Origin of the sequence: Streptomyces sp. NBC_01198 (assembly GCF_036010485.1) — a bacterium.
Classification (GTDB): Bacteria; Actinomycetota; Actinomycetes; order Streptomycetales; family Streptomycetaceae; genus Actinacidiphila.
Window position 1 is genome coordinate 6,939,198 of record NZ_CP108568.1, and the last position, 11,882, is coordinate 6,951,079.

Genomic DNA, 11,882 nt, shown 5'->3' on the forward strand with positions numbered 1-11,882 from the left:
ACACTTCGTGAGTACGGCACCCGACCAGCCCGCAGCACCTCCGGCCCAGGTCACCGTCACCCTCGACAGCTGCGCCAAGGAGGACGCCAGGACCGTGCTCGACGCGCTGCGTGCCGCTTTCGCCTTCGACCGCGACACCGACGACGCGCCTCTGGAGGCGCCGAGCGGCGGCCCGGTGGTCTGGACCGCCACCTTCGACGTGTCCCGCCCGCTGGCCGACGGCAGCGGGCCCGCCCGGCTCGGCGAACCGGTCACCCTCACCGCACAGGGCGGCTATCGCGCGGTCGACCGGCTCCGTGAAGGCCTCGCGGAGTCCTTCACGGTCACCGTGATCGGCACCGCCTCCGGCGACCAGGAGCAGGAAGCGGGCTTCCGGCTGGAGAACCGCTGATCACTTGGCCAGCGTCAGCCTGACCAGCGCGGCGGCCAGCACGGCAGGCTCCGCGTCCCCCGCGGCCCGGCTGAGCGCGTCCGGCCGGTCGGGCAGACCGGCCTTGGCCGCGCCCTGCAACGCCCTGTTGTCGAAGAACGGTGCGATGTCCGGCCACACCTGCTGGACCTCCCGCAGGAAGATGTCCGTACCGGTCGGGCCGATCCCCGGGAACTCCCGCAACGCCTCGCGCAGCGCGGGCAGGTCGGCGCCGGCCGCTTCGTGCAGCCGCCGCAGATCGCCGCCGTAGCGCTCGGTCGCCAGCTCGGCGCCCTTGCCGACCTGGGTGGCGGTGCTCTCGTCGTAGCGGCGGTAGCCGCCGCGGCCCAGCGCGTCCACCCGTTCCTGCCAGGTGGCCGCGGCCATCCGCCGCGGATCCCGCAGCCCCGCGTCCGCCAGCGCCCGCGCCGCCCCGACGGCCGCGTCCGTGCGGATGCGCGCGCTGAGCAGCACGGTCAGCACCAGCAGGCGGTAGAGCGGCTGCGGTGTGTCGCGCAGCGTGATCCCGGCCTCGGCGGCGTACGTCTGGCCGTACGCCGCCATCACCTTCTCGACGCTCTCGCTCGTCCTCATCCCCGCCACCTACCCGGACATCCCGCCCATACGCCCCACCCCCGACGGCCAAGGGCGCGAGGGGCGGGGGGTCAGACGGGGGCGTGGGCTGCGCGCACGGCGGCCACCGTGTCGGCCTGGTCCGGCGTCTTGTCCGGGCGGTACCGCACCACGCGGGCGAAGCGGAGGGTGAGGCCGGCCGGATAGCGCGGCGAGGTCTGGATGCCGTCGTAGGCGATCTCGACGACCAGTTCCGGCCTGACGGTCACCACGTGACCGTCGTCCCCGACGGCGAGGTCGAGCAACCGCTCCGTCTGCCACGCGAGCACCTCGTCGGTGAGCCCCTTGAACGTCTTGCCCAGCATGACCAGGGACCCGTCGTCCCCCCGTGCCCCCAGGTGCAGGTTGGACAGCCTGCCGGTGCGCCGCCCGTGGCCCCACTCGGCGGCGAGGACCACCAGGTCCAGCGTGTGGACGGGCTTGACCTTGATCCAGGAGGCCCCGCGGCGCCCTGCCGCGTAAGGACCGTCGTCACCCTTGACGACGACACCTTCGTGCCCGCGCCCCAGCGTCGCCGCCATGAAGTCCTCGGCCGCCTCCAGCGCCGCGGCGTCCGCGGGGTCGGCGACCACCGCCCGCCGCACCCGGGCCTCCGCGGGGACCAGCGCGTCGAGCACCGCGTGCCGCTCCGCGTAGGGCAGGTCGAGGAGATCGCGGTCCTGCGCGTAGAGCACGTCGAAGAAGACCGCCCGGACCGGCATCGCGCGGGCCGCCGCGGCGACGTCGACCCGGGAGCCGACCCGGCCCGCGGTCTCCTGGAAGGGCCGCGGGCGCCCGTCGGCGTCGAAGGCCAGCACCTCCCCGTCGAGGACGAACCGCCGGGCGTCCAGCCCGCGTACCGTCGCGACGATCTCCGGCAGCCGGTCGGTGACGTCGTCGAGGGTGCGGGTGAACAGCCGTACGTCGTCGCCGTCGCGGTGCGCCTGGACGCGGATGCCGTCGAGCTTCTCCTCGACCGCGCAGGGCCCCCCGGCCTTGGCGACCGCCTCCGGCACGGACTTGGCGGCGGCCGCGAGCATCGGCAGCAGCGGGCGGCCCACGGTGAGCCGGAAGTCGCCGAGCGCCCCGGGCCCGCGGGCGAGCAGCGCCACGGCGACCGGTTCGAGGGCGCCGGCGAGCATGACCGCCCGCCGCACCTCGGCGGGTCCGGCCCCGGTGGCCGCCGCCAGGCCTTCCGCCGCGGCCGCGTCGAGCGCGCCCTGCCGCACCTCGCCGGTGATCAGGCCGATCAGATACTCCTGCTCGATCGCGGTGGCCGCGGCCAGCAGGTCCTGGAGCAGGCTGCGCCGCCCGGCATGCGCTCCCTGGCCGGAGACGGCGCCGACCGCGCTGAGCGCGGCGTCCACCTCGGTGACCGTCAGCGCGGGGGCGGCCGCCGGCTCCGCCCGGTCGCGCAGCGCGGCCCAGCCGACGCCGAGGCGCCCCTGCGGGAGGCGGCCGGCGAGGTAGGCGATGGCGATGGGGGCGTCCTGCGGCTCGGCGTCCCGGAAGAAGTCGGCGAGCAGGGCGGTCTTGCGGGACCGCGACGAGGTGCCTGCGACCTCCCGCGAGACCCGGGCTACCTCGGCGAAGAGCATGCCTCCATCCTGCGGCGGCCCGCAGTGAAGTGCCAGGGTTCACTCGAACAGGTAATCGAAATGTTGTGCGAACGGAGGTTATGGTGGAGCCATGTCCCATCAGCAGACTTCCCTTTTCGCCGCCGGCGCACCGGTTCTGGGCGGCCTGGACGGGGTGCGGCGCACCGAGCTGAGCCACGGTGCCTGGATCGACGTGCTGCCCGGCTGGCTGAGCGGTGCCGACGACCTCTTCGCCGAGCTGGCCGCCGAGGTCCCCTGGCACGAGGAGCGCCGCACCATGTACGACAACGTGGTGGCGGTGCCGCGGCTGCTCGCCCACTACGGCCGGGGCGAGCCGCTGCCCTCCCCGGTGCTCACCGAGGCCCGCGACCGGCTGAGCGCGCACTACGCCGAGGAGCTGGGCGAGCTGTTCGTCAGCGCGGGCCTGTGCTACTACCGCGACGGCCGGGACAGCGTCGCCTGGCACGGCGACCGCTTCGGGCGGGGCGCCACGCACGACACGATGGTCGGGATCCTCTCGCTCGGCGAGCCCCGCCCGCTGCTGCTGCGTCCGCGCGGCGGCGGCGCGCCCGCCTCCAGGGTGCCGCTGGGCCACGGCGACCTGATCGTGATGGGCGGCACGTGCCAGCGCACCTGGGACCACGCGATACCCAAGACCCGGGCGGCGGTCGGCGGCCGGATCAGCGTCCAGTTCCGGCCGCGCGGCGTCGGCTGACCGGCGCGGGGGCTGCCCCCGGCGGCGGCCCCGGCCCGCCCGCAGGCGCGGGGCGCGGTGGGGCGCGCATGATGGAAGGAGGGGCGCCCGGAGTATTCGCCGGGCGGCGGCACCTCCCGTTTCCGCCGGCGGCGGGCGGGTGGACGGGCCGCCGCTGCGGCGCAGGGCCCACCACCCCGAGCAGGAAGGACGTGGTCATCCGTGCGAAGCGCTTTTTCCGCGGCACTTCCGCCCGCCGTCCTGCGGCCGGCGGCCGGCGCACCCCTCACGCCGCCGGGCGAGGCAGGTGCGGCGACATGAGCGAGCAGCAGGTCAACGACGCCATGGGCGACAACGTGTACCAGCCGGACGAGAGCAGCGAGATCCAGGAGGACGCCGGGCCGCTGGAGCCCGAGGACACCCTGGACGACCGCGGCATCGGCGACGTGCTGGACGAGGGGTATTCGCCTCCCGAGCGCCCCCGCGCGGTGGACCAGGTCGGCACCACGGCGGCCGAGCAGGAGGCGGGCGAGACGCTGGACGAGCGGCTGCCGCGCGAGCGGCCTGACATCCAGGTGCGCCGGGACGACGGCCTGGGTGACGCGACCGACACCGACGGCGAGCTGGTCGACTGGGAGGCGGGCGAGCTGCGTTCCGGCCGGCTGGTCGCTCCGGACGAGGGAGTGCGGATCCGCGTGGACGGCATGGTCGGCGACGACGTCGGCATCGACGGCGGCGCGGCCTCGGCCGAGGAGGCCGCCGTGCATGTCACGCAGGACGCGGACTGGCCGGTGCAGGAGGACGACGACTACGAGGTATGACCGCGGGGTCCGCGGGCGCTCCGGCGGCACGAGCCGGAGCGCGGCGGGCCGGGCGGGTGACGGCGAAGCGTCGAGGACGAGGAGTCGGTGACATGAGCGACATGATGAAACCCGAGGACGTGGCCGGAGTGCCGTCCGGTCACCCGCGTATCAGCGGACCGGCGAATGTCTGGTTCTACGCCGACTTCTTCGACGCCCGCTCCCGCGCCGACGCCGACGCGGTCCAGGAAGCGCGCACGCACCACGAAGGCCTGTCCGCCCGGGTGCTGGAGTCGGGACGGGGCGTGCACGACCTGCTGGAGCGGCTGCGCTACTGGGGCGCACCCTCCCGCGGTGAACTGCGGCCGCTGGCCGACGCCTTCGCCAGGCACGTCAAGGGCACCGAGGCCACCGCCCGCCGGGCGCTGGAGAAGCGGCACGTGGCGACCGACGCCATACGCGAGGACCGCGCCGAGGGCGAGCGGCTGCAGAAGGATCTGGCCTATCTGATGTCCGCCGACCTCCCGGAGGGCACGTACCCGCTGACGGCGAGCGGCGTGCTGGCCGGCATCGACCAGTACGTAGGCCACGAGCAGCGCGACCTGGTCCCGGCGATCGAGCGGGAGCTGTCCCCCCTGGAGAGCGCGCGCCTGGCGCGGGCCTTCCCCGGCTGACGACCGGTCCACGCCGGTCGGCGCCGTCCGCGGCGGCTTACGGCCGCACCGGCGGCTGGGCCCCGCTCGGGCCGGCGCCGTGGTGCCGGCGGAAATCCGCTGGCATCCGGCGGCGGCCCGCGGCCATGATGCGATCATGGCGCGCGATTTCGACGAACTGCTGGCCGAGGCCGGGACGGTGTCCGTCGACGGCTGGGACTTCTCCTGGCTCGACGGGCGGGCGACCGAGCAGCGCCCCTCATGGGGTTACCAGCGGGCGATGGGGGAGCGGCTGGCCGTGGCCACGGCGGCGCTGGACATCCAGACCGGCGGCGGCGAGGTGCTCGCCGGTGTGCCCAGGATGCCGCCGCTGATGGCCGCCACCGAATCCTGGCCGCCGAATCTGGCCAAGGCCACCGCGCTGCTGCACCCGCGCGGCGCCGTCGTGGTCGCCGACCAGGACGAGCCGCCGCTGCCCTTCGCCGGCGCGGCCTTCGACCTGGTGGTCAGCCGGCACCCGGTCACCGTGTGGTGGGACGAGATCGCCCGGGTGCTGCGGCCCGGCGGCACGTACTTCTCCCAGCAGGTCGGCCCGGCCAGCGGTGTCGAGCTGGTGGAGTTCTTCCTGGGGCCGCAGCCCGGCGCGCGCGACGGTGGCCCGCGCCACCCGGACCGGGCCAGGGAGCGCCTGCGGGCAGCCGGCCTTGAGCTGGTCCAGCTGCGGCCCGAGACGCTGCGGATGGAGTTCCGCGACATCGGCGCGGTCGTGTACTTCCTGCGCAAGGTGATCTGGATGGTGCCCGGCTTCACCGTCGACCGCTACCGGGACCGGCTGCGCGAGCTGCACGACCGCATCACCGCCGAGGGCCCGTTCGTCACCCGCTCCACCCGCATGCTGGTCGAGGCCCGCAAGCCGGCGGCGTGACCCGGCCGGACACCGGCGCACGGGGAAGGGGCCGCCGTCCCGGGTCAGGACGGCGGCCCCTCGGGTCACCGTGTCGGATCAGCCGTCAGTCGCCCGGCCTGCCTCCGGTTACGGGTACGACGTCACTGTCGACGGCGTCGTGCCGGTGCCGGAGGTTCCCGGACCGGTGTTGTTGATGACATGGGCGTATTGGCCCATCCCGCCGAGCGAGACCACCAGCAGGTCGTGGAACTTGACCCCCGCGGTGGTCGGCGCCTCGAACCCGTGATCCTGGATGATCGACGGATCCGCGGTGTAGTTGCAGTAGCTGCCCAGGCCCCAGCCCTCGTGCGTGGTGACGTTGTCGTCCACCTTGTACGCGGCGAAGCCCCGGACACTGCCGTTCTGCACCGCCGCCTGGTTCGGGGCGTCGTACGCCTTCTCGTTCTGGAAGAAGATCGTTCTGCCGTTCTGGCCGTGCCACTCCACGTCGTACTTCTTGAAGTGCTCCACGAACAGACCGGTGGCCAGCACGTTGTTGCCGTTCACCTTCAGGCCGATGTCGGCCGGGTTGACCGTCCAGCCTGTTGGTGCGCTTCCGTGGTCGGCCCGCCAGATCCAGGTGTGGTCGATGATCACGTCGTTGCTGTTGATCTCGAACGCGGTCTGCGCCTGGGCCGCACGCGCGCCGCCGACCCGGACGAAGACGTCCTGGATGGTGGTCGGGTTGGACGCGTGGCTCGCGGTCGAACCCTGCGCGCCGACCTGCAGCAGCTGCGGCGAGTTGCCCGCACCCGCGTCGATCAGGAAGCCGGCCAGCCGGACGCCGTCGACGTCCGAGACCTTCACCGCGTCGACCCCGTTGTCCGGGACGATCGTGGCGTAACCGAGCCCGAGCACCACGGTGTTGGCGCGGGTCACGTTGATCGGCTGGTCCACGTGGTAGATACCCGGCGTGAAGACCAGGTTCAGGCCCTGGGCCAGCGCCGCGTTGATGGTCGCCGCGGACACGCCCGGCTTCGCCACGTAGAACTGGCTCAGCGGGAGCGAGGTACCCGGGGTGTTCGGCCACGACACGCCACTGGCGTTGGTGCGCAGGTTCGGCACGAACACCGCGTAGTTGCCGCTGCTGTCCAGGTACATGTACGGCTTCTCGCGCGACTCGGGGGTGGTGTTCAGCGTCGTGTAGACCGGGTTCGGGAAGCCCTGCGCCGGAGCGCCCTGGACGCCCGAGAACACCATGTTCCACACGCCGTTGGTCCAGCCGCCGATGGAGCTGTCGCGGGTGTACCACTGCTGCTGCGAGTACGGGCCGACGGTGCCGTCGATCTTGCTGTCGGCGATGTAGCCGCCGGACGCCCAGCCGTAGCCGTTGGGCGCCAGGTTCAGGCCGCCCTCGACGTGGATACGGCGGAAGGGCGCGGCCTGCGCGACCGCCCACCGGTCGGTGCCGTTGACCGGTTTGACGGCCAGGTTCTCCACCGAACGCCAGAAGTTCTGGGTGGCGTTGCCGTTGAACCAGCCCGCGTCCACGGTGATGTCACCGTTGATCTGGACGTCGTCGGGGTTGCGGCCCAGGCCGGAGACCGAGGTGTAGAAGCCGACCTGGTCGTTGAGCCCGTTGTAGGTGCCCGGCTTGAAGAACACCTGGTAGCGGGCGTCGCCGAACTGGTTGCCCTCCTGCTGCTGGAAGATCGTGTCCAGCTGGCCCTGGATGTTCGGGGTCGAGGGGTCGAAGACCTTGACGTTGGAGCCGAGGTCGCCGCCGCCCTGGATCGGGCCGCCGGGGTCGGTGGGCGGAGGCGTGGTGGTGCCGCCGCCACCTGCGGTGCCGTAGACCTGGAACTCCCACAGCGAGTAGCCGTAGCCGGTGGCGCGGGTGGTCCCGTAGACCCGGACGTACCGGCCGGAGCCGGAGACGTTCAGCGTCTGGTTGCCGCCGGTGCCGGTGGTGGTGGAGTAGACGTCGGTCCAGCTCGAACCGTCAGCCGAGGTCTGGATCTTGAAGGCCTTGCCGTACGCGGACTCCCAGTTGAGCGTCACCGAGCTGATGGTGTCGGTGGCGCCGAGGTCGACCTGCAGCCACTGCGGGTCGGCGGCGGCGCTGGACCAGCGGGTGGCGGTGTTGCCGTCCACCGCCGCGGACGCCGGGGTGCCGGCGTTCTCGGTCGAGGAGGCGGTGGCTGTCTTGCCCTGAGAGAGCAGGGTGCCGGAGGCCGGCGGGGTGCTGCCGCCACCGGTGGAGCCGTAGACCTGGAACTCCCACAGCGAGTAGCCGTAGCCGGTGGCGCGGGCGGTTCCGTACATCCGGACAAAGCGCCCGGAACCGTTTACGGCAAGTGTCTGGTTGCCGCCGGTGCCCGTCGTGGTGGAGTAGACGTCGGTCCAGTTCGAACCGTCCGTCGAGGTCTGGATCTTGAAGGCCTTGCCGTAGGCCGTCTCCCAGTTGAGGGTGACGGACGAGATGGTGTCGGTGGCGCCGAGGTCGACCTGCAGCCACTGCGGGTCGGCGGCGGCGCTGGACCAGCGGGTGCCGGTGTTGCCGTCCACCGCCGCGGACGCCGGGGTGCCGGCGTTCTCGGACGAGGAGGCGGTGGCGGTCTTGCCCTGCGACAGCAGGGTGTCGGCGGCATGCGCGGAGCGCATGGGCACGAAGAGCAGCAGCGAGGCGATCAGCGCCGTGATGACCGCCGCGGCCGTCTTGCGCCGGTTCGACAACACCGAGGTTCTCAGCGCGGTCGTACCGGTGGGGGGAGCGAGCATGGGCAACTCTCCTGGTTCCACAGGTGGGGGAGCAGTGGGTGCGCGTCCGGCCGTCCCGCGGCCGGACGAGGAAAACAGGTGCCGTTCACGTCCCGGTGAGCGCGATCCACCGGAAACCCGGTGGCAATGAGAGCGCTCTCCCGACACACACGGCGATGTTTCTCCCTGTGTTTCATCCATGTCAAGAGTTGTGCGCAAAGCCGGGGCGGCGAAAAGGGGAAGCCTCCCCAAGTCCGGCAAATGGCCCGTAACTTGCGACAGAGCTTGAACTTGACCCGGTGACCAGCGCGTATCGCAGAGGGTGTTCGGAAAACCCCGCGGTCGTCACTCTTGCCGCACCTCGGTCGGGCAAGGGGCGGACGGTGAACTGGTCGTGACGCGCCTTCAGTTCGTGAACGCGGAAGCGGGCCGGTCCCGTTCTGGCGCCCCGTCAGGCGACCAGCGGCCCGCGCAGCGCCGCGCGCGCGGCTTCGCGGTCGCCCTTCCACGCCAGGCCCGGATGGCCGGCCGGCAGCCGTCCCCAGAGCATGAGCAGCAGTTCGCCCGCGGTGCCGGTGACCGCTGCGGCCGGCGCGCCAGGACCGTAGGTCAGCGAACTGCCGGTGTCGGTCGCCTCGAACAGCACCGCACGGACCGGCGCCGTCGCCCGCCCGACCGCGATCTGCCGGGGCGCGAAGGTGTCGAAGACCTCGGCGATCCCGTCGGCGGCCAGTTCCGGCTCCAGCGGAGCGGGGTCCGCGCCCAGCGCGTGCTGCGCGTCCCAGCGGTGCACCAGCGTCTCCAGGCAGCGCCGCCGCTGCCAGAAACCCACGGTGTGCGGGGGGTGGAAGGTCCAGGCGGGTGCGGCGGGATCGGCGTCGAGGACGGTCAGTACCGCGGCCGTACGCCGGTCGAACCAGCGCAGCAGCGCGGCCGGTTCGCGCGGCGCGGCGGGGAAGCGGTGTCCCGGGTGGTGGGCGGTGACCGCGGTGACGGCCCGCCGGTGGCCGGCGCCCAGATGCCCGGCCAGGTCGTGGAGCGTCCAGCTGCCGCAGTGCTCCACCGGCGCGCTCAGGTCGCCGAGCAGACAGCCGCGGAAGGCGTCGGTCTCGCGGCGCAGCGCGGGGAGATATCCGGCGGTTTCCATGCGGAACACCCTAGACCCGGCGTGTCGCACCCGTCGGGTGCGACGCGGCCGGTGCCGCGGCGGCGGTCCGGCACGCCGGAGTGCCGAGCCGGCGGCGGCAGCGCGAAGGCCGCCCCGGCGGGTGCCGGGGCGGCCTCGTGGAACCGGCGTCGGGGTGCCGGTCCGGCTGTGCGGTGCCGGGCGCCGCGGGCCACGGGGGATCCGTCAGACACGGCCCAGCGGGCGCGGCGCGTCTCGTCAGGCGATGGTGGCGGCCTGACGGCGGTGCTTGCGGCCGTAGTAGAGCGCGCCGCCGCCGACCAGCAGGACGCCGGCGGTGATGCCCAGCGGCAGGACCGGCGAGGAGCTGCCGGTCGCGGCCAGCGTCTGGGTGGAGGCGTCGTTGCCCGAGCCGCCGGCCGCGGAGCCGTGACCGCCGGTCGAACCGCCGTTGTTGCCGCCGCCGGTCGAACCACCACTGGTCGAACCGCCGGTCGAACCGCCGCCGTTGGAGCCACCGGTGGAGCCGCCGTTGCCGCCGGTGTCGATCGGCTTGACGGACTTGACCGAGCCGTCGGCCGCGAGCAGCACCTGCTTGTTGTTCGGGTGCTTGAAGTCGAAGGCGCCGTTCAGCGAGTTGGCCCGGGTGTCGAAGGCCGCGTCACCGATGTGGCCGGTCTTCCAGTTGTCCTCGATGAACTTGGTGATCGAGGTCTGCTCGGTACGGGTGTGGTCGACCGAGTTGACCTTGCTGTAGGGCGAGATCACCAGCAGCGGCTGCCGGGTGCCCGGGCCGCAGCGGTCGGCGTAGCCGCCGGCCGACTTCGGACCCGCCTGGCAGGCCGGGCTGTCGGTGGTCTTGCCGTTGGAGCCGACCGTGGTGTCCTTCGAGCCGTTCTGCGGCTTGGCGTACGCGTGGTCGTACCAGCCGTCGGAGTCGTCGTAGGAGACGACGACCGCGGTGTCCTTCCACGCGGGCGACTGCTGGAGCTGGTTGATCTCCTTGATCAGGAAGTTCTGCTCGTCGACCGGGTCCGAGTAGGCGCCGTGGCCGTCCTGGAACTCGGCCGCCTTCAGGAAGCTGACCGCCGGCAGGCTGTCCGCCTTGACCGCCGCGTCGAAGTCGGTCAGGTCGTAGTTGTGGTTCGCCTGGCCGTTGTGGCCGATCTCGGCGGTGTTCTTCGGCGGCAGGTGGTGCGGGTTCGCCGTCGACTTGTAGTACTGGAACGGCTCGTGGTGCGCGCTGTAGTCCACCGAGGAGGCGCCGCCCACGTTGGTGTGCGTGCTGGCCTGGCAGCTGGCGTAGTCACCCTGCTTGCCGTCCCAGGCGGTGGAGGGACGGAAGCCGCCCTGGAACCAGCCCCACGTCACGTCCTGCTTGTTGAGCAGGTCGCCGACGTTCTTGCCCTGCATCGCGGCCAGCGCGTTGCTGCTGGTGTGGCTGGCGTCCGAGCAGTCGTCGAAGGCCGGGTCGGGGTCGTTGATGACCGTGCCGACACCCTTGGCGTTCGGGGACAGGACCGTGTACGGGTCCGGCGTGGCGGTCTGCTTGGGGTTCTCGGTGCCCGACTTGGGGTCGACGGAGATCACCCCGTGCGTCTGGCCGGAGACCAGGTTGAGCGCGCCCGGGGTGGAGGGGCCGTAGGTGGTGCTGTACGAGTTGTCGCCGAGCGAGTAGTGCTGCGCGTAGTTCCACAGGCCCGTGACGGTGTTGCCGTCGTAGTAGTCCATCACCAGGCCGGGCTCGCCGAACAGGCCGCCGGAGCAGGTGCTGGTCTCGGTGTTCTGCACGTACTGGTCGGCCTTGCCGCCGTTGGCGGCGTACTGCTCAGGGCCGTAGTTGTGGTTCTGGTCGCAGGTCACGGCCTGGTCGGGGCCGAGCCGCTTGGGGGCGTACTGGTTGGGGTTCTTCTTCAGCAGGCCCGCGTGGCTGAGGGTGTCGATGTTCTTCGGCGTGTCCTTCGCGGCGGTGAACTTCGTACCGTCGGTGTTGGCCGCGACCGGGTAGCTGCCGAAGTAGTGGTCGAAGGAGATGTTCTCGTCGAAGATGACGACCAGGTGCTTGATCGGGGTGGCGGTCTTGCCACTGCCGCCGTTCTGGTCGTGCGAGTCGGCGAAGGCGGGGGCCGTGCCGCCCGCAAGTACGAGTGCCGCGGCCCCGGCGAACGCTGCCCAGCGTGCCGCGCGCCTGCGCGAACCCGCCCTTCTTCTCCTGCCCGTACCGCCTGTGGTGCTCATGCTTTCTCAGCCTCCGCTAAGTGGCGCTTTACGCGTGCCGCTGTCGATTCGTGCACGTTGTCGAACGCGATCGTCCGGTTGGCCTGCGACAAAGCGACGGCCCGGT

10 protein-coding genes are annotated in these 11,882 nt (G+C 72.4%); 5 read left to right on the forward strand and 5 right to left on the reverse strand.

Features of this window, described 5'->3' with window-relative positions:
• Positions 1–7 precede the first annotated feature (7 nt).
• Positions 8–391 (forward strand): hypothetical protein, encoded by a 384-nt coding sequence (locus tag OG702_RS30835; RefSeq protein ID WP_327292216.1) that lies wholly within the window; start codon positions 8–10, stop codon positions 389–391.
• On the opposite strand, the gene OG702_RS30840 is transcribed toward OG702_RS30835, so the two are convergent.
• Both OG702_RS30840 and OG702_RS30845 read right to left on the reverse strand, forming a co-directional pair.
• Complete coding sequence (locus OG702_RS30840; protein ID WP_327292217.1) at positions 392–1,003, reverse strand: endonuclease; 612 nt, start codon at positions 1,001–1,003, stop codon at positions 392–394.
• Positions 1,004–1,074: 71 nt separating this feature from the next.
• Positions 1,075–2,619, reverse strand: coding sequence for an ATP-dependent DNA ligase (locus OG702_RS30845; protein WP_327292218.1), 1,545 nt, complete (start codon positions 2,617–2,619; stop codon positions 1,075–1,077).
• A gap of 91 nt (positions 2,620–2,710) precedes the next feature.
• On the opposite strand from OG702_RS30845, the gene OG702_RS30850 reads away from it, so the two are divergent.
• The 4 genes from OG702_RS30850 to OG702_RS30865 all read left to right on the forward strand — a co-directional run bounded on the left by OG702_RS30850 (position 2,711) and on the right by OG702_RS30865 (position 5,691).
• Complete coding sequence (locus OG702_RS30850) at positions 2,711–3,334, forward strand: alpha-ketoglutarate-dependent dioxygenase AlkB (protein ID WP_327292219.1); 624 nt, start codon at positions 2,711–2,713, stop codon at positions 3,332–3,334.
• Positions 3,335–3,630: 296 nt separating this feature from the next.
• The gene (locus tag OG702_RS30855) at positions 3,631–4,134 is read left to right on the forward strand and encodes a DUF5709 domain-containing protein (RefSeq protein ID WP_327292220.1); all 504 of its coding nucleotides are present in this window, start codon (positions 3,631–3,633) and stop codon (positions 4,132–4,134) included.
• Between the two features lie 92 nt (positions 4,135–4,226).
• Positions 4,227–4,787, forward strand: coding sequence for a hypothetical protein (locus OG702_RS30860; protein ID WP_327292221.1), 561 nt, complete (start codon positions 4,227–4,229; stop codon positions 4,785–4,787).
• Between the two features lie 136 nt (positions 4,788–4,923).
• The gene (locus OG702_RS30865; protein WP_327292222.1) at positions 4,924–5,691 is read left to right on the forward strand and encodes a class I SAM-dependent methyltransferase; all 768 of its coding nucleotides are present in this window, start codon (positions 4,924–4,926) and stop codon (positions 5,689–5,691) included.
• Between the two features lie 108 nt (positions 5,692–5,799).
• On the opposite strand, the gene OG702_RS30870 is transcribed toward OG702_RS30865, so the two are convergent.
• The 3 genes from OG702_RS30870 to OG702_RS30880 form a co-directional block, all read right to left on the reverse strand.
• On the reverse strand, positions 5,800–8,433 hold the full coding sequence (locus OG702_RS30870; protein ID WP_442814602.1) for a discoidin domain-containing protein: 2,634 nt from the start codon (positions 8,431–8,433) through the stop codon (positions 5,800–5,802).
• Positions 8,434–8,863: 430 nt separating this feature from the next.
• A complete protein-coding gene (locus tag OG702_RS30875) occupies positions 8,864–9,559 on the reverse strand; it encodes a maleylpyruvate isomerase family mycothiol-dependent enzyme (RefSeq protein WP_327292223.1) in 696 nt (231 codons plus the stop codon).
• Positions 9,560–9,796: 237 nt separating this feature from the next.
• Positions 9,797–11,776, reverse strand: a complete 1,980-nt coding sequence (locus OG702_RS30880; RefSeq protein ID WP_327292224.1) for a phospholipase C — start codon at positions 11,774–11,776, stop codon at positions 9,797–9,799.
• Between the last annotated feature and the right edge of the window lie 106 nt (positions 11,777–11,882).